Origin of the sequence: Chryseobacterium sp. (assembly GCF_008831505.1) — a bacterium.
Lineage (GTDB): Bacteria > Bacteroidota > Bacteroidia > Flavobacteriales > Weeksellaceae > Marnyiella.
The window spans coordinates 470,134-489,310 of sequence record NZ_CP044507.1; the positions used below are offsets into that span (position 1 = coordinate 470,134).

At 43.7% G+C, this 19,177-nt stretch carries 13 protein-coding genes; 11 read left to right on the plus strand and 2 right to left on the minus strand.

The window, feature by feature from the left end; all coding sequences use genetic code 11:
* The first annotated feature begins 295 nt into the window (after positions 1 to 295).
* From dinB to F7R58_RS02350, 11 genes are all read left to right on the plus strand, one after another.
* Entirely contained in the window at positions 296 to 1,384 is a 1,089-nt protein-coding gene (gene dinB, locus F7R58_RS02300; protein WP_158063356.1) for a DNA polymerase IV, read from the plus strand.
* Positions 1,385 to 1,476: 92 nt separating this feature from the next.
* The gene (locus F7R58_RS02305; RefSeq protein ID WP_158063357.1) at positions 1,477 to 2,322 is read left to right on the plus strand and encodes a helix-turn-helix domain-containing protein; all 846 of its coding nucleotides are present in this window, start codon (positions 1,477 to 1,479) and stop codon (positions 2,320 to 2,322) included.
* A 24-nt stretch (positions 2,323 to 2,346) separates the two neighbouring features.
* Complete coding sequence (locus F7R58_RS02310) at positions 2,347 to 2,892, plus strand: hypothetical protein (RefSeq protein ID WP_158063358.1); 546 nt, start codon at positions 2,347 to 2,349, stop codon at positions 2,890 to 2,892.
* Positions 2,893 to 3,230: 338 nt separating this feature from the next.
* The gene (locus tag F7R58_RS02315) at positions 3,231 to 3,776 is read left to right on the plus strand and encodes a hypothetical protein (RefSeq protein WP_158063359.1); all 546 of its coding nucleotides are present in this window, start codon (positions 3,231 to 3,233) and stop codon (positions 3,774 to 3,776) included.
* Positions 3,777 to 3,836: 60 nt separating this feature from the next.
* On the plus strand, positions 3,837 to 4,640 hold the full coding sequence (locus F7R58_RS02320) for a molecular chaperone (RefSeq protein ID WP_158063360.1): 804 nt from the start codon (positions 3,837 to 3,839) through the stop codon (positions 4,638 to 4,640).
* The gene (locus F7R58_RS02325) at positions 4,633 to 5,649 is read left to right on the plus strand and encodes a hypothetical protein (protein ID WP_229723830.1); all 1,017 of its coding nucleotides are present in this window, start codon (positions 4,633 to 4,635) and stop codon (positions 5,647 to 5,649) included. Before F7R58_RS02320 ends, F7R58_RS02325 begins: the two co-directional genes overlap by 8 nt.
* A gap of 52 nt (positions 5,650 to 5,701) precedes the next feature.
* A complete protein-coding gene (locus tag F7R58_RS02330; RefSeq protein WP_229723831.1) occupies positions 5,702 to 8,452 on the plus strand; it encodes a hypothetical protein in 2,751 nt (916 codons plus the stop codon).
* An 80-nt stretch (positions 8,453 to 8,532) separates the two neighbouring features.
* Positions 8,533 to 10,005 carry an alpha-amylase gene (locus F7R58_RS02335; protein WP_158063362.1) on the plus strand — a complete coding sequence of 491 codons (1,473 nt, stop codon included), beginning with the start codon at positions 8,533 to 8,535 and terminating at the stop codon, positions 10,003 to 10,005.
* A gap of 137 nt (positions 10,006 to 10,142) precedes the next feature.
* The gene (locus F7R58_RS02340; RefSeq protein WP_158063363.1) at positions 10,143 to 11,399 is read left to right on the plus strand and encodes a putative DNA modification/repair radical SAM protein; all 1,257 of its coding nucleotides are present in this window, start codon (positions 10,143 to 10,145) and stop codon (positions 11,397 to 11,399) included.
* 3 nt (positions 11,400 to 11,402) lie between these two features.
* Positions 11,403 to 12,167, plus strand: a complete 765-nt coding sequence (locus tag F7R58_RS02345) for a TIGR03915 family putative DNA repair protein (RefSeq protein WP_158063364.1) — start codon at positions 11,403 to 11,405, stop codon at positions 12,165 to 12,167.
* Between the two features lie 107 nt (positions 12,168 to 12,274).
* On the plus strand, positions 12,275 to 13,345 hold the full coding sequence (locus F7R58_RS02350; protein ID WP_158063365.1) for an NAD(P)-dependent alcohol dehydrogenase: 1,071 nt from the start codon (positions 12,275 to 12,277) through the stop codon (positions 13,343 to 13,345).
* Positions 13,346 to 14,396: 1,051 nt separating this feature from the next.
* Here F7R58_RS02350 and F7R58_RS02355 read toward each other — a convergent pair.
* On the minus strand, positions 14,397 to 14,711 hold the full coding sequence (locus F7R58_RS02355; protein WP_158063366.1) for a DUF3467 domain-containing protein: 315 nt from the start codon (positions 14,709 to 14,711) through the stop codon (positions 14,397 to 14,399).
* A gap of 127 nt (positions 14,712 to 14,838) precedes the next feature.
* A complete protein-coding gene (rpoC, locus tag F7R58_RS02360; RefSeq protein WP_158063367.1) occupies positions 14,839 to 19,104 on the minus strand; it encodes a DNA-directed RNA polymerase subunit beta' in 4,266 nt (1,421 codons plus the stop codon).
* Between the last annotated feature and the right edge of the window lie 73 nt (positions 19,105 to 19,177).

Genomic DNA, 19,177 nt, shown 5'->3' on the forward strand with positions numbered 1-19,177 from the left:
TCGCCCGCTCCTCGCCAGGACTGTCCCGGTATTTGTGACGAATAATGTCACCCCTTCGGGGTTTCAATGCAACGTTACCTGCGTCTATAATCATTACACCCCTTCGGGGTTAAGCTGACGCTCTAACCCTCTAACCTCTCATATCTCATGTCTGAAATCTGAAATCTGAAATCTGAAATCTGAAATCTCATGTCTGAAATCTTCTATGCACTACAGCTTCACGTCTTCCCAAACCTGTATATGCCACAGCCGGTTTCCGCACTGTACTGCGTAATTAAATAGCTAAATTTGCGTGATGACCCGTGCTGAAAAGAAAATAATTCACGTTGATATGGATGCGTTTTACGCTTCTGTGGAGCAGTATGACCAGCCCGAACTTAGAGGCAAACCTGTTTGTGTGGGCGGTGGCCGCTACGGTGTGGTAGCTGCCGCCAGTTACGAAGCCCGAAAGTTTGGTATCCGCTCTGCAATGCCGGGACGGTTGGCGCTGGAAAAATGCCCCCACCTGATTGTGGTGAAGCCCCGCTTCCAGCGATACAAAGAGATTTCAAACCAGATCCGCCAGATTTTCTTTGAATATACGGACCTGGTAGAACCTCTGTCGCTGGATGAGGCCTACCTGGATGTTACTGAAAATAAGATGGGAATCCAGTCCGCAAATTCCATCGCGAGGGAAATCAGACAGAAAATTTTTGAGCGTACCGGTTTAACTGCTTCTGCGGGCATATCTGTTAACAAATTCCTGGCGAAAGTGGCCTCAGATTACAATAAGCCGAACGGACAGAAAACCATTCATCCCACTCAGGTACTGGCCTTCATGGAGAAACTGCCGATTGAGAAGTTCTATGGAATTGGTAAAGTAACCGCCAACAGGATGCACAGCCTACATATATTTACAGGTGCAGACCTTAAGGCAAAGTCGCTGGAGCAACTGACCGAACTTTTCGGTAAGGCCGGAAAATATTATTATGATGTCGTACGTGGAATACATGATCATCCCGTAAGACCGGAGCGAATTGCTAAAAGTGTGGGAGTTGAAGAAACTTTTTGGGAGAATCTTGTAGATGAAGATGCCGTTTTTGAGCAGCTTAAAGACCTTGGTAAAGAGCTGGAAGCACGGCTTACAAAGAAAAACCTGAAAGGAAAGACGCTTACGCTTAAAATTAAGTACAGCGATTTCAGTCTCTTTACAAGGTCCAGATCCGGTGAAAAGTTCTTTTGTGATTATGACCATATTTATAATATGGCCTTGCAAATGTGGCAGTTGCGACCCTTTGACAGACCCGTGCGTTTGTTGGGCCTTTCAGTTTCCGGCCTTGATAACGGGAATACAAAACAGGTATCGGTGCAGCTTAAAATACCTTTTGAGGATTATCTAACATAAATCAACAAATAAAGATATTTAGTACATCATTTTTTTTGATATATTTATATTATTATTTCTGAAAAGAAATATACCCCTTGAAAACACATTAAATGAAGACTCTAAGAGACTGGGGCCTTAGTGCCCTCAGCGATATACAGGATGAGGACCGGATGATCAACTTTGCCGGTTACTCCATTCTGTATACCGCTACTGAGAATGTACATCTGCTTATTTTTGACAATGAGGTGCATCTGCCTCCGGAAACATTCTATTATATTCCGCCGGACAGTCCTATTCAGTTCATGAGCGAAACCCGTCAAGCAATCCTGATGTGGTTTAAAGTTGATCTCTTTGTAGACCGCCTGGAATTCCTGAGCCACATAAAGAGAGGTATCTTTTTCCGTAACCCGCTTGGGTGGGCCGTTCCCAATAATTTTATGCCTTTTGAGTCCATTATGAAGTATTATTATTTCCCGACTCAGGAAAAGGTGATGAATAAACTTTTCGCCAAAAATCTGCTCATCAACTTTCTGGAGTTTATCCTGATCCGTACCCTTATGGAATACGATCCGAAAATGGATCATTACCGGAAAGACAGCTACGAAAAGGAGATGGCGAATAAATTTATCTTTCTGCTGCTTAATGAGTCTTCCTTTAATTTTACAGCTGTGTATTACGCCGATAAGCTGAACATCAGCAAGAGAACGCTGGACAATGCCGTGCAGACGGTGTATGGATGTACAACCAAATCCTTCATTATAGCTAAAGCTCTGGAAAAGGCAAAGAAACTGCTGAGGGGAACGGAGATACCTGTTAAGAACATCAGCCAGGACCTTGGTTTTTCTGAAGAAAGTAATTTCAGTAATTTCTTTAAGAAGCATACCGGCAGCTCGCCCCGTGAATTCCGTGACCATGCGGTGAGCCAGATTCCGAATCTGAGACTAGTGAAGTCCTGAGGTATAACAGTAAAGTAATGGCCTATGATACGTATTATTACAATCTGCACGCTTATCGTTTTATCGCTTTGGTCCGGAAGTTTCTCGGCACAAAGCGGCTCTTCCACCGTTCTCAAAATTGTGCTGCATCCTGTGCAGACCATTGAATTGAGCGCGATGGATCAGAATGTTAATCTCACCTATAAAACCAAGCAGGATTATAGCCAGGGTGTAAGCCTGAACAGGGATAATCATCTAAAGGTATACAGTACTGGGGGTTATGTTGTAAATGTAAGAACATTGGATGCCAAACTTAAATCTGCAGGAAGCGATGCTTACATCAATGCAGGTGATATTACCCTTACAGCTTCAAAAGGTTCAGCCAGCGGTTCGGATTCATTTACTACTGTGCCCGTCCAGCTTTCCAGTGCTGATACCGCTTTCATCACTTCGGCCACCGGTACTTCCAGCAGTAGTTACAGTGTTACGTATGCCGCAAAAGGCGAAGATGCTTTCATCAATCATTACTCAACCGGGCAGGATCCAACAGTATATAGTACTGAAGTTTTATACAGCATATTGCCACACTGATCACTCTTAATGCTTAACCATAATCAAATGAAGCCCCCCATAACAGGAGGGCTTCGTTGTTTCTTTCTTATGATTTCATAAATTCAAATATGCTTCTAATAATTTGTGGCGAAATTTCAGGGATGAGAATATTTGATTATAAATACCAAATCCGCAAATCTATATATAAATAATAATAGTAATATTAATTTTATTGTCAAAATTTTATGAATGACATTTGCATAAGTTTTTTGGATGTTTTCATAAAAAGCTATTTGAAGTGCCGTATTACTTTTGTAGTGTTAAAACAAGGGGTATAAGTCTTAACAAATAAGCACTAAAATTAAAAATCTACAAATATGAAAAAGGCCATTTTATTAGCAATGTTTATCGGAGGTGTTTTTGCAGCTACTGCACAAACCACTCAAACAAAACTGAATGTTATTCTCAACCCTATACAGTCTATAACTGTAAATGATGCTTCCAAGGAAGTAACTTTAGAGTATGTAACTACGAATGATTATCTTACAGGTGTATCTTCTCCGGTCCTGAATAATCACCTTACCGTATACAGTACGGGTGGATTCCAGGTAAAGGCAAAAGCAGCTAATCTTACAAACGGACTAACTGCAGCTCCTGGACAGAATGTTGAAATCCTTTCCAGCGGTATATCACTTTTAATAGCGAAGGGAACGGGGAACAATGGTTCAGACATTAATCCAAGTACAGTAAACCTGGGTACGGGTGATGTTAATCTTTTCAGCAGTACTACCGGTGGTGTATCCATGGGTTACAATGTAACCTACAAAGGTGCCGGTGGTAATGAATATGTTGGAAAACACTTCAGCGGTACGGGTAAAACCACTTACACAACCAATGTGATGTATTCCATTGTAGCTCAATAAAACTTAGACAAAATATAAAATTGGGGCAATGTGAGGATACTTATATTGCTCTTTTTATTTATGAAAACGAGGTCTTATTTTTACGCCGTTCTGATACTGTTTGTGGCATGCGGTTTCGTAAATGCTCAGACGGGGCTTGATGTTACGCCCCCCAGATCATATTTTGTGTCTGCCCCCGGCTCCTCCAGTTCAAACAAGATAAAGGTTACAAATTCAAGTAAGACAAATTCGCTTACTCTCACTGTATCCACCCACGACTGGGAGTACGATACTGAAGGGAATAATGTCATAGCAGATGCAGGTACTCTGAAAAACTCTGCGACAAATTGGGTTACCATCAGTCCGCAAAGCTATTTTTCATTGGCTCCAGGCGAATCTCAGGATATTATAGTGACAGTGAAAGCTCCTGCTTTACAAGCTGATACACTTAATGTGCATACAGCTCTTTTATTTATCACCCAAACCAATCCTGTGGATTCCTACAATCAGGAAGGTGCCATGGTTAAGGTAACACTGCGTTCGGGAATAAAACTTTATCACCGCTATAATTCTCCGGAGGATCCCAATGTTGAGTTTCAGGATTACCGTTATAACAAAAAAGCAAAGATGCTGGAACTGGATCTGGAAAATACCGGAAATATGTGGACAGACGGCACTGTCTTTACTGAGCTGGTGAATTTGAGCAACGGTCGGAAACAAACACTAGAAGATCAGATCTTATATACGCTTCCGGGAGACCGCCGATCAGTAAAAATAACACTTCCAAAGGACCTGCAACCCGGGAAATATACCGCTTCATCAACTTTTTCTTACGGTAATGATGATACGATTAAAATGGCCGAACTGGCATTTGTACATGAGTAAATTTATAGCCCTGTTGGCTGTACTTATTTTTTCAGTTGCAGATGCGCAGACATTTGCCCGCCTCAGTGTACATAATACCGGCTGGGTACCTGTTGATACATATGGCGAAACGCGGATTAAAAACCTTAAACGCTTTTTTATTGAAGTTCAGAATGCAAACGGATTGCAAATGGACAGATGGTCGGTCACATTCAGGGTAAACGGACCTATAACCAACGGTATTAAAACTTTTCCGCCGCAGAAACTGAAATATCAGTTCAGCTATTTATCAACTGCGGGTGCAGATAACGGGACACCCGTAAATGCCTCTTCTTTAGGCCTTAATACTGCGGTTATGCCTTTTCAGATTAGCGGTACTGATATAACCACTCAGTCACAGTCGGTTTATGATCTTGGTATAAAGAACTATTTTGCTATCAATCTTTACTATGATGTGATTGTGGAAGCAGGCGCTTACCTGGAAGAATATAAATCGTGGAGCAATTTCAAAGTTAATATGATAATGGAGCTGCGGAACAGGAAAGGTGAGTTGATGACACAAATTCCCGTGTCGTTCGATTTGCGGATTATGCCGTTGGATTCTCCGCCTACCACCCCGACATTCGGAATGGTATTCGACGAAAATGCCAAAAATGTTCTTCTTGAATTTAAGACAGCTTCCGATTATGCTAATGGTGTAACCAAAACACAGTCTAAAGCTTTTTCCACATTCTCCAATACTCCTTATACTGTGCGGGTAAATACAATCGGTAGTTCCCTGTCCAGCAACAGCAACAGCACCCTGCCGGTAAATGCCCTGAAAATGCAGATACGCGAAAATCAAACACAACTCCTTACAGGCAATATAAATCTCTCTGCTTCGCAGCAGAATATCATCAGCAGCGCCGCACATCCGGCTCTTAAGTTTTATGACATCACCTACTCCACACAGGCAGGTGACCTTACATTTTTCAACAGGTCCTACGACCAGTACTCCGGAACTGTTGTATTTACCATGATTCCCCAGTAATATCGTGTTGACTCTCAGGAATGTTTTCCGCTTTTTTTTTGTCTTATTTCCCTTGCTGCTTTTTTCGCAGGCAGGTAAGGTTTTAATTAAGACAGACACCGCTGTTGTGGTGGCCAATGGTGAAATGCGCAGCCTTATGGTACAGATCAGCAACGGTACAGCGACTGCGAAGAACCTGAAGCTTAGCATAAAAGCACCGGAAGGCGTACGACTGTTAAACCCCGGAACTACCGTAAATTCTGAAGCCGGTGAAAACCTCTTTATTCCGGTAAAGATTTTTATTGAGAAAAAGCTCCCTGCAGGAAATTCTCCTGTCTCACTTTGGTTGCAGGATGCTGCCGGAAAAATTGTTGCCTCATGTGAGACTGTGCTGAAAGTGGAAGCACGGCGGCAACTACGTATTTTCTCGGATGAGCCACAGATACTGATTTACAGGGTGGGCGACAGTTTAAACATCAGCACGCAGGTAAGTAACGGGGGCAACCGTACAGAGGAAGCCGAAATCTACGCTAGTTTCCCTCAGGGTATCGGGAATGAATTGATACTCCGTAAAAAAGTTATACTCGCACCCTTCAGCAGCCAGAAAGTTGAGTTTTCACGTATTATAGACAGGGAGATGCTCCGGATGGAGGTCTTTACTGTTAATGTGGCCGTAACTGACGCTTCTAAGGAGTTTTTTGGTAATACTATGGTTACCGTGCAGAATGCTTTGGGCAACAGACGTTATGTGGATCCTGCACAGAATCCATTTTACAGAGGAATTGAAAATAACTATATCTCCTGGAGTTCCAATAATCCTTTTGATCAGATTTCAGCCAGCCATATGCTTAATTTACATTCCACGGTAAATATTGGAAATACAAAAGCCATTGTGAATATGAACGGTACGTTCTGGCCTACCCTGGATACCAAAATGATGTTTCAGAATACGTGGCTGAAACTGGAGCACAACGAATTTTCAATGCATTTGGGTAATATTAACGATAATAATATGGAAATCACACTGAACGGTCGTGGTTCTCAGCTTACATTTACGCCAAGTCCCGAAACCGGAACCGCAATTTCCGCAGGTGTGGTGGAAAAATCTTTTAACCTGTTTGAGCCTGTTCGCGTAAATAATTTTCCACGCGGTTACTCAGCTTTTGCCAGAGCCAATTATGCGCTTAACGGTTACCAGAGTTTGGACGGTGAAGCCATTTGGGATACTGATATTTTCCAGAGAAGTTTTATTCTGAAAACGGGATATACATACAGTAACAAAAAGGATAAATCATTTGATGTTGATCTGGGTTACGGATATGCAAGGTCTGTCTCACACAGCGACGTGGCAGAGCCATCGCTTTCGGCAGGACTCAATTACCGTAAAAACTGGAAAAACTATTCCTTTACTTCTTCCAATTCCTACAGTAGCGGCTACTATCCTGGAATTCGGAGGGGAAGTACAGTTCTGGAGCAGCGCCTGTTCCGCAGTTTTGATAAATTCACACTTTACGGTGCGTATGGTCTGAATCATTATAATCCTAAGAATATAGATCCGCTGTACCAGTTCAGTTCTTTTTCGGAACGTCACCGAATAGAATTAGGTTCCAGCTTTCGGTATTCCCGTAAAATGGATATCAGTTTGCTATCGCAGACCTCAACCGAAAATTCAGAGGTTTTTCTTGGTGAAGTCTTTGCCCGTACTGCAATTAAATTTGAAAGTGCTACAGCAGGAATTACGCTGAACTACGCCACAGACGACCAGAAAAACCGTTTTACACTTTCTCATACGCAGGGAATTTCTTATTACCGGGGTATCACCGAGCCAAGTCATATCTATAATCTTCAGGCGGGTTGGCATCACCGTAACCTGCTCATAAGCGGAAATTATCAGAAAGGTAATTTTTTACTGTACGAAGGCAACAGGAACGGGAAAATTAGTGATGGTAATGAGAGACTGTCTGCTGTGGCTTCTTACAGGTCTGTTTTGCTGAATAACAAGCTGAATCTCAACTTTAATGCAATGGCAAATTTGGACCGTCAAAGCGGAAAAAGTCTCGCCCTAAGTTCCAATGCTGATTACCGCATATTCCGAACCACCCGCATCTTTGGCAGTTTCAGTTACAGCTACTATTCAAGCGGAGCACATGGTAATAAGAATATTTTTTATCAGGCCGGCATCTCACAGGACCTTCCGACTATTGGCGACGAGCCCGTGAAATATAAAAACGGCACAATCCGCATGTTCACCTTTTTTGACCATAATAATAACGGTACCTATGATCCGGGTATCGACCAGCCTGCCAACGGTGTGAAAGTGAGAATCAATAATATTCTGTTCATGGCAGCTGAAGACGGCTATGTGAAATACCGTAAACTTCCTTTTGGCAAATATGTAATAAAGTCAAATGAGAACGAGTGGTACAGTGAAATTCAGGAAGTAGACCTGCAGCAGAAGGAGGAGTTTATAACTCTTCCACTGGTTAAAACGGGGGTTCTTAAAGGTAAAATAACTTACGAAAAAACCGGTAAATTCCAGTATGAAGTCCAGGAGCATCTTGCCGGAATTCCGGTGCTGTTTCGAAGCACCACAGGTAAAACATTTACATTCTACAGTAATGCTCTTGGGGAATACAGTGCCTACCTGCCCTTAGGTCGGTACCAGGTTTCTCTGGAAAGTCAGGCGTTTCAGAAAAATGTTTATACCGAAAGTAGTTTTAATGATGTAATTGTTGAGGCCTCCACCACTAAGTCTCTTGAGGATTTTTTACTTAAGGTCCGGGAAAAGAAGGTTGAAATCAAGCGATTCGGGACCGCGGAATAAACATTTCTGAAAACCTCATCATTTGGCCACCTGCCGGATTGGATTGTTTTTTGCTAAATTGATGCCTCCAAACTACTTCCATGAATCCAACAATGATCCAGTTTTTCCACTGGTATTCCGCCGGTGACTCCACACTTTATACCGAAGCTGTACAGGCTGCAGATTATCTTGCAGAACTTGGAATATCGGCTGTGTGGTTTCCGCCGGCATACAAGGCTGCAGGTGGCGGGTTTTCAGTAGGCTACGATCCCTACGACCTTTTTGATCTGGGCGAATTTGACCAGAAAGGCGGCATTGCTACAAAATACGGAACCAAAGAACAGTATTTGGACGCCTGCAGCGTACTGAAAAGCAAAGGGATTTCCATCATCGCTGATATCGTGCTCAATCACAAAGCAGGAGGCGACGAGAAGGAAAAATTTCACGCAATGCGTGTCAATCCAGAAAACAGACATGAAATACTCTCCGAACCGATAGAAATTGAGAGTTATACCAAATTTACATTTCCGGGAAGGGGCGAAACTTACTCCGATTTCAAGTGGGATTTCCAGTGTTTCTCTGGTGTGGATTATGCCGAAGGGCAGGAGCCCGGCATCTATCAGATCATCCATGATCATGGTGACGGCTGGGAGGAAATTATTTCAGATGAGCTGGGCAATTATGATTTCCTGATGCATAATGACCTGGAACACCGCAATCCCTTTGTCCGCGCCGAACTGAACCATTGGGGAAAATGGTACCATGACCAGATCGGATTCGATGGTGTGCGGCTCGATGCTGTGAAGCACCAGTCACCGGATTTTTATAAGGAATGGCTTTATACGCTTCGGGCTAATACGGGAAAGAACATTTTTGCCGTTGGCGAATACTGGGCACCCGGTGCTCTGGATCTCAAACTGAAATATATTGAAGCCACTGAAGGCTGTATGAGTCTCTTCGATTCGTCGCTGCATCACAACTTTCATGTCGCGTCACTGCAGGGCGGCGATTTTGACCTTCGCACCATTTTCAATGATACGCTAACACTCGCCAATCCACTGCTTTCCGTGACAGTGGTGGACAATCACGACACGCAACCGCTGCAGGAACTGGAAGCACCGGTGGAGCATTGGTTCAAACCTCTTGCCTATGCGCTTATTCTGTTGCGCAAAGATGGCTATCCCTGCATTTTTTATCCGGATCTTTTTGGCGCGCACTATACAGATGTAGACAAAGAGGGCAATGAGCAGGAAATATTTCTGAATAAGGTGGAGAAAATTGAGGAGTTGCTTAAAGCCAGACAACTTTATGCGTACGGTACACAACGCGACTATTTTGAAGATGCCAACTGTCTGGGTTGGGTGCGCGAAGGTGACGGTGAACATCCCGGTTGCGCCGTGGTTCTCAGTAACAAAGAGGCTTATGAAAAACCTATGGAAATGGGACTTCAATATGCCGGTCAACCTTTCCGTGATTACCTTGGTTGGTTTCCGCAGGAGGTTGTTATCGACGAAAACGGCTGGGGAAGTTTCCCTGTCCCTGCCGGAAATGTAAGTGTTTGGGTACCTGTCTGAAACGGTGTATTCCCTGTACTGAATGCCTCATAGTAAATAGTTTTTCACACTTACTTTAAATGGTATAATCTTTTACTAATTATTATTTTGGTGCGATATTATTTACTATTTTTGTGTATCGCATTTAACATAATAATATGAATTTTGAACGCATACAGGAGAAACTGGAGATACTTGCAGATGCAGCCAAGTATGATGTTTCGTGTTCATCCAGCGGTGGAAACCGTAAGAATAAGGGCGGTTTGGGTAACAGTCACGCCTCCGGCATCTGCCACACCTATACGGAAGACGGACGCTGTGTATCGCTGCTCAAAATTCTGCTCACTAACCACTGCATTTATGATTGCGCTTATTGTGTCTCGCGTAAGACTAATGATGTAAAGCGTGCTGCCTTTACGGTGGAGGAGGTCGTAGACCTCACCATCAGTTTTTACCGCCGGAATTATATAGAAGGACTTTTTCTGAGTTCAGGAATTTTCAAAGATTCGGATACCACAATGGAGAGGTTGGTTAGGGTGGCAAAAAAACTTCGTTTAGAACATAATTTCAACGGATATATTCACCTTAAGTCCATTCCGGGAGCAAGCGACGAACTCATGAAAGAGGCCGGCCTGTATGCCGACAGGCTCTCCGTCAATATTGAAATTCCAACCGAAAAAGGTTTGAAACTTTTGGCCCCGGACAAGTCGCATTCGGAAATGATTAAACCAATGACTTTTGTGAAGAACGAGTTGGTTCTCTACAAAGAAGAAAAGAAAATCTTCCGGAAAGTTCCCAGGTTTGCTCCTGCAGGTCAATCTACTCAGATGATTGTAGGGGCTTCCAATGAAACGGACCTTAAGATCATCAAGGTGGCCGATCATTTTTACCGGAATTTCAACATGAAACGTGTGTATTATTCAGGTTATGTGCCGGTCCTGGAGGACAGCCGTCTTCCATCCATCCATTCCCAGGTTCCCATGCAACGGGAAAACCGGCTTTATCAGGCCGACTGGCTCATGCGGTTTTACGGTTTTGAAGCAACCGAAATTCTGGATCCGGAACAGCCTTTCCTTGACCTGGAAGTAGATCCTAAACTTGCCTGGGCGCTCAGACACCGTGAACAGTTCCCGGTGAACATTAACACAGCTTCAAAAGAAATGATTTTGCGTATTCCTGGCATAGGCACCAAATCAGCAGGTAAGATTCTGATGGCCCGTAAATTCCAGAAGCTGGGGATGGATCAGCTCCGGAAAATGGGCGTTGCGGTGAACCGGGCTAAATATTTTGTTGAATTTGACAGTTCCAATGTCTTCAGCAAATTCATAGATGATCAGAATCTCAGAAAAATTCTGCTGAGCGGTATGACATCCAAATATCAAAATCCCTTTTCCCAACAGCTAACTTTATTCTAAGGCATGACCACGCTTGTCCATGACGGTTCCTTTGAAGGTTTGATGACCGCGGTTTTTGAGGTTTTTGAATACCGTTACGAACCGGCGCGCATTATTGGCGAAGAACATCATCAACATTATGCTTTTTTTGATGAGGTACATACGGTAATCACTGATCAGTCAAAAGCGGACAGGGTTATAAAAAAAATGGAAAATGTTCTGGGCAAAAGTGGAGTTAGGCAATTGTTACTTGTCTATCTTTCGGAAAGACCCGAAGCCGGCGATCTGATACTTTCAGCTGTGAGGCAGTCTGTGAAAAATCCCGGAGCAGATATTCTTCAGAATTTTGGCGACAGCGATATTATGGACATTGCCAAAATCTGCAAAAGTATGGGTCGTGAAATCCACCGGCTGCATGCTTTTGTCCGTTTTGAAGAACTGGAGGATGGAATGTTCTTTGCAAAAGTGGAACCCGACTTCAATGTTCTCCCTGTAGGTTTCCGTTTCTTTAAGGACCGTTATGCCGATCAGAAATGGATGATTTATGATTTGAGGCGTCGGTTCGGCGTAGTGTACGACCTTAATGCTACCACTTTCTTTTATCCAGAGGCAGAGCAATTGGGTATGCTTAAGAATCCTTCAGATTTATACAGCGAAAAGGAGAGGAAATATCAGCAGTTATGGCAGCGCTATTTTACCAAAACCAACATCAACGAAAGGAAAAATATGAAGCTGCATATTCAGCATGTGCCAAAGCGATACTGGAAATACCTCACCGAAAAAGGATAATGTATGTTATGCAGAATTTTTTTATTGAAACTTTAAGAAATAATTAATAGAGGTCTGTTTCTCCTTTCATTAATTTTGAAGATAAATCACATTAACAATCAACAATAATGAATACTAAAGAAGTAAAAGCCTTCGGTACGGAGGCTAAAGATAAAGATCTGGAGCAGATCACCATCCTGCGCCGGGAAGTTACCCCTACTGACATTGAAATTGAAATCATGTACTGCGGCGTATGTCACAGTGATCTTCACACGGCCCGCAACGACTGGGGAGGTACGGTTTATCCCGCCGTTCCCGGTCATGAGATCATTGGTAAGGTGGTTTCCGTCGGTTCGGATGTAACAAAATTCAAGATCGGAGATCTTGCGGGAGTCGGTTGTCTGGTCGATTCTTGCCGCGAGTGCGACAGCTGCCGTCAGGACTTGGAACAGTACTGTCTGAACGGTTCTACAGGTACCTACAACAGTAAGGATCCTTTCATCACCGGACAAAGGACCTACGGCGGCTATGCCGAAACTGTAGTAGTAGACGAAGCCTTCGGTCTGCATATTCCTGAAAACCTGGATCTGAAAGCGGTAGCACCTTTGCTTTGCGCCGGTGTAACTACGTGGTCACCGCTGATACACTGGAAGGTAAAGGAAGGCAGCAAAGTGGCGGTTGTTGGTTTGGGTGGTCTGGGCCACATGGCTATTAAACTGGCTAAAGGCCTTGGTGCAGAAGTGACACTTTTTTCCAGGACGCCGGATAAGATTCAGGACGCGTTGGATTTGGGCGCTGATGCTGTAATCATTTCAACTTACGAACATGAGATGAAGGAAGCCGCCGGACAGTTTGATCTGATTATCGATACTGTACCTTACGATCATGATATCAATCCCTACATCGCTACACTAAACATCAGCGGAACACTGGTATTGGTTGGTTATCTGGGTAAGATGGAAGACATGCTTCATACCGTTCCGCTTATTTTAGGTCGAAAATCCGTAGCAGGTTCCGTTATTGGCGGAATTAAGGAAACTCAGGATATGCTGGATTTCTGCGGCGAGAAAAACATCCTCCCGGAAATTGAAATGATTAAGATGCAGGAGATTAACGAAGCCTACGAGCGTATGCTGAAAAGCGATGTACGCTACCGTTTTGTTATTGATATGCAGAGCCTGAAGAGACAGGTGAACTGATTTTACCGCAGCAGTTTATCTGACTGTACATACGAAATCCGTCTCAATACCCAATTGAGGCGGATTTTTATTCTGGGAGGGTTTTATGTTTGGTGTTAAAAAAAAGAAAGTTGCTCCTTTTTAACCTTGACAAGGTTAAGCCGTTAGAAAGTCGGTAGAGCGAGATGCTTTGGCTGCGCCGAACCACGGTTTTAGCCTGACAATGCCGTGTTTGTCATTCCATTGAATCTAAACGTTTTTTATAAGCGTAGAGATACTGCAGCATGACAAAGTTGCATAATATTGAATGGTGAGTGAAATGATGTCAATCCCAGACGAATATTCATAAGCTTGAAGTAAACCGTCTTACTTTGGCGGTATGCCCACCTATATTTGTGGTATAATTAATACTTCAAAAACAGGCAGCATGCAGGAAATTACGCGTCCATCAGATAAAGGTTTTCAGGAAGTCTCCATTTTAACAGTACTGTTCAGTATGCTGCTGCTTATAGCGGTTGCTGCTGATTCAGTTAACATATTGTCACTATCTGATTATTCTGATCTGCTGATAATGGCAGTCCTGGCAGTGATAAATTTTCTGTTTACCTATACCCGGGGTGCACTTCGGTTTTATGTAGGGTACCGGCTTACGGAACGGGTTTACAATCTTTTTCTGTTGGGGTGGTGCACTTATTTGCTGTATTATTTATTTAACCAGTTGATTTCTATAATTCTCATTCAATAACCATGAAACACAAATGATGAGAGGATTCCCGTACCGTTGCCGGTGCGGGTTTTTTTATTTGAATTATTGATTTTGGATAAACTTTGTCAAAGTTTGGAACTTTGACAAAGTTGTATCGGGAATAGGCAACCCATAGCCCTGATCGCAGCGGCATCCTTTTTTGGTGGCTGAGGCACGAAGTCACCAAAAAAGATACAGCGGAGAGCAGGTTCCCGGCTCCTGAAAGCATGAAAAATCCCGGTTCATTACTGAACCGGGAATTATAAATTAGCCTTGTTAAACTTTGTCAAAGTTCCAAACTTTGACAAAGTTGGTTTCAGCATTTAATTATGCCTGAACGTTATTGTTCTGTCCCAATACGAAAGGCTCAACTTCCTTAATTTCGCCAAACTGCTGCTCGTAGTTTGCGATATTTTGCTGAAGCGCAGTAAGCACTCTCTTAGCGTGAAGTGGTGCAAGAATCACTCTTGATCTTACATTTGCCTGCTGTACACCCGGCATAAGCTGGATGAAGTCCAGTACAAACTCGGAAGGAGAGTGGTTTACAAGTGCCAGGTTACAGTATACACCTGCAGCTACCATTTCGTTAAGGTTAATGTTAATGTTGTTTGGGTCCTGATTTTGGTTTTGGTTGTTGTCCATTTTATTAGTTTAGATTTTTGTTGTTAGACTTTAGATGTTAGATATTGGAGGTTAAATTTTAGTTTCGACTTTGTACACAATGTTTACAAATTGTCTAATGTCTAAAATCTAACCTCTAATTTCTATATTAATTGATATCTTCAAACTCTTTGCGGGAGCCTACGATTACATTCTGATAGTCCTTAAGACCTGTACCTGCAGGAATTCTGTGTCCTACAATTACGTTTTCTTTCAGACCTGTCAGGTAATCCACTTTTCCGGAGACTGCTGCTTCGTTCAGAACTTTTGTAGTTTCCTGGAACGATGCTGCCGACATGAAGGACTTCGTCTGAAGTGCCGCTCTCGTGATTCCCTGAAGAACCGGAGTTGCCGTGGCTGGGAGTGCATCGCGAACCTCAACAAGAGCAAGGTCCTCACGCTTTAGTTTGGAGTTCTCGTCTCTGAGCTCTCTGGCAGTAATCATCTGACCCGGCTTCAGTTCCTTGGAATCACCGGCGTCCGTAACCACTTTCAGTCCGAATACACGGTTGTTCTCTTCCAGGAAGTCGAATTTGTGTTCTAGTGCTCCCTCCAGGAACTGGGTGTCGCCACCGTCCACAATTTCTACCTTAGTCATCATCTGACGTACGATGATCTCAAAGTGCTTGTCGTCAATCTTTACACCCTGCAGACGGTAAACCTCCTGGATTTCATTCACAAGATATTCTTGAACCGCGGTTGGTCCTTTGATTTTCAGGATGTCATCCGGAGTTACAGAACCGTCTGAAAGTGGTGACCCTGCAGTTACAAAGTCATTTTCCTGTACAAGGATCTGCTTGGAAAGTTTAACAAGATAAATCTTTCTCTCACCGGTTTTGGCTTCTACTATAAGTTCGCGGTTACCTCTCTTGATCTTACCGTAAGATACAACACCGTCAATTTCAGTTACTACCGCCGGGTTGGATGGGTTACGTGCTTCGAAGAGTTCAGTTACCCTTGGAAGACCCCCTGTAATATCACCCGCTTTCGCAGATTTTCTTGGGATCTTGATCATAACCTTACCGGCCTTGATCTTCTCACCATCGTTTACCATAAGGTGGGCACCGACCGGAAGGTTATAAGCGCGCTGCTCAACACCTTTGGCGTCTACTACTTTAAGTGTTGGTACCGCCTTCTTGTTACGGGATTCAGAGATTACTTTCTCCTCAAATCCGGTCTGTTCGTCAATCTCAAGCTGGAAGGATACACCCTGGATAATATCTTCGTACTCTACCTTACCGGCAGATTCTGCAATAATTACCGCATTATAGGGATCCCACTTTGCAATTACATCGCCTTTCTTCACTTTATCGCCCGGCTTCACCAATAATTCGGATCCGTAAGGGATGTTGGTGATCATAAGCGGAGTTCTAAGCTCATTATCGGCTACCAAACGGAATTCAGTAGAACGTGAAACAAGGATTTCTGCTTTTTTGCCTTCCTCATTTTCAGAAGTAACTGTTCTTACTTCATCCATTTCAACGATACCGTCTCTACGTGCAACGATGGATGGATTTTCGGATACGTTACCCGCAGTTCCCCCCTGGTGGAAGGTTCTAAGAGTAAGCTGAGTTCCCGGTTCACCAATGGATTGTGCACCGATTACACCTACAGCTTCGCCCATGTGAATTGGCTTACCTGTTGCCAGGTTACGTCCGTAGCACTTGGCGCAGATTCCTTTCTTGGTTTCGCAGGTCAGCGGAGATCTCACTTCTATGGTCTCAATACCGGCATCCTCAACAAGTTTAGCATAAGCTTCGTTGATGATGGTATCAGCATGGATCAGAAGTTCGTCAGTTTCCGGGTGATACACATCGTGCAGAGAAACCCTACCCAGGATTCTCTCGGAAATTTTTTCAACGATCTCATCATTTTTCTTCAATGGAGAAACTTCAGTACCTCTAAGAGTACCACAGTCGTCCTGAGTGATGATTACATCCTGAGCCACGTCCACAAGTCTACGTGTCAGGTAACCGGCATCCGCCGTCTTTAGAGCGGTATCTGCCAGACCTTTACGTGCACCGTGGGTGGAGATAAAGTACTCAAGGATGGAAAGACCTTCCTTAAAGTTCGCCACAATTGGGTTTTCAATAATCTCCGCACCTGTAGAACCGGCTTTTTGCGGTTTCGCCATCAGACCTCTCATTCCTGAAAGCTGACGGATCTGCTCCTTGGAACCCCTTGCTCCGGAATCAAGCATCATATACACAGAGTTGAAACCGCCCTGGTCGGTTTTCATCCTGCTCATGATCATCTCGGTAAGTCCGGCGTTGGTGTTGGTCCAAACGTCAATTACCTGGTTATATCTTTCTGTATCTGTAATAAGACCCATGTTATAGTTGGCCTTAATCTCATCCACATTTTCAACGGCCTGTGCAACCATCGTTTTCTTTTCTTCCGGGATCACGATGTCACCAAGGCTGAACGAAAGTCCACCGCGGAAGGCGTTTTCGTAACCCAGGTCCTTCATATCGTCCAGGAACTTCACGGTGGTCGGGAAGTCAGTATCGGCCAGGATACGCCCGATCACATTTCTCAGCGACTTCTTAGTAAGAAGTTCGTTGATGAAACCTACCTGTTTTGGCACGATCTGGTTAAACAGAATTCTACCTACGGTAGTATCTATCAGTCTTGTAACGATCTCACCGTTCTCCTTAACAGGAAGACGGCATTTTACTTTCGCATTAAGTGAAATCTGACCTTCAGCATAGGCAATTTCAACCTCTTCCGGTGAATAGAAGGCAAGTCCCTCACCTTTGATCTTCACTTCGTCCGTTGAGTGGGCTTCTTTGGTCATGAAATACAGACCCAAAACCATGTCCTGGGAAGGAACCGTAATAGGGGAACCGTTGGCAGGGTTCAGAATGTTCTGGGATCCCAACATTAAAAGCTGAGCTTCCAGAATTGCTTCCGGGCCTAACGGTAAGTGTACCGCCATCTGGTCACCATCGAAATCCGCGTTAAATGCTGTGGTTACCAAGGGGTGAAGCTGAATTGCTTTTCCTTCGATCATTTTTGGCTGGAACGCCTGGATACCCAAACGGTGAAGTGTAGGTGCCCTGTTCAGAAGAACCGGGTGGCCTTTCATAACATTTTCCAGAATATCATAAACAACAGGTTCTTTTCTGTCGATGATTCTCTTAGCTGACTTTACCGTCTTTACTATTCCTCTTTCAATCAGTTTTCTGATGATGAACGGTTTGTAAAGCTCGGCTGCCATATCTTTAGGGATACCGCACTCGTGAAGTTTCAGGTTTGGTCCTACAACAATTACCGAACGTGCCGAGTAATCCACACGCTTACCAAGCAAGTTCTGACGGAAACGTCCCTGCTTACCTTTCAGTGAGTCAGACAGCGATTTCAGTGGTCTGTTGGATTCCGATTTTACAGCAGAAGATTTTCTGGTATTATCGAAAAGTGAATCCACAGATTCCTGAAGCATCCTTTTTTCGTTTCGAAGGATAACTTCCGGAGCTTTGATCTCAAGAAGTCTCTTCAGACGGTTATTACGGATAATCACCCTTCTGTAAAGGTCATTAAGGTCAGAAGTTGCGAATCGTCCTCCATCCAGTGGAACCAATGGTCTCAACTCCGGTGGTATAACAGGAAGAACTCTCATTACCATCCATTCGGGACGGTTAATCATTCTTGTGTTTGCTCCTCTTAAAGCTTCAACCACATTCAGACGCTTAAGGGCTTCGGTCCTTCTCTGCTTGGAACCTTCGTTATGTGCTTTGTGTCTCAGGTCAAAGGAAAGTTCGTCCAGTTTGATTCTTTTCAGAAGCTCTTCCACGGCCTCGGCACCCATTTTCGCCAGGAATTTATTTGGGTCAGAATCGTCCAGATACTGATTATCCGGCGGCAGGGTTTCCAGAACATCCAGGTACTCCTCTTCTGTAAGGAATTCCATTGGTTCGAAATCAGAACCGTCGGCTTTTTTGGCAATACCCTGCTGAATAACTACATACCTTTCGTAGTAGATGATCATGTCCAGCTTCTTGGACGGCATACCCAGAAGATATCCTATTTTGTTCGGTAAGGAACGGAAGTACCAGATGTGAGCAATAGGAACTACCAGGTTGATATGTCCGATTCTCTCTCTACGTACTTTTTTCTCCGTCACCTCAACACCACAACGGTCACAAACGATACCCTTATAACGGATTCTCTTGTACTTTCCGCAGGCACATTCGTAATCCTTTACAGGACCGAATATTTTCTCGCAGAACAGACCGTCCCTCTCAGGCTTGTGGGTTCTGTAGTTAATGGTTTCGGGCTTCAGGATCTCTCCCCTGGATTCCTGCAGGATAGATTCCGGTGATGCAAGACCGATGGTGATTTTATTAAATCTGCTTGATTTATTTTTATTTGACATTTTTGAAATTTTAGATTATAGATTTTAGATTTTAGATTGATTATCAAACTGCTCCGACGCGGAAACAATTCAA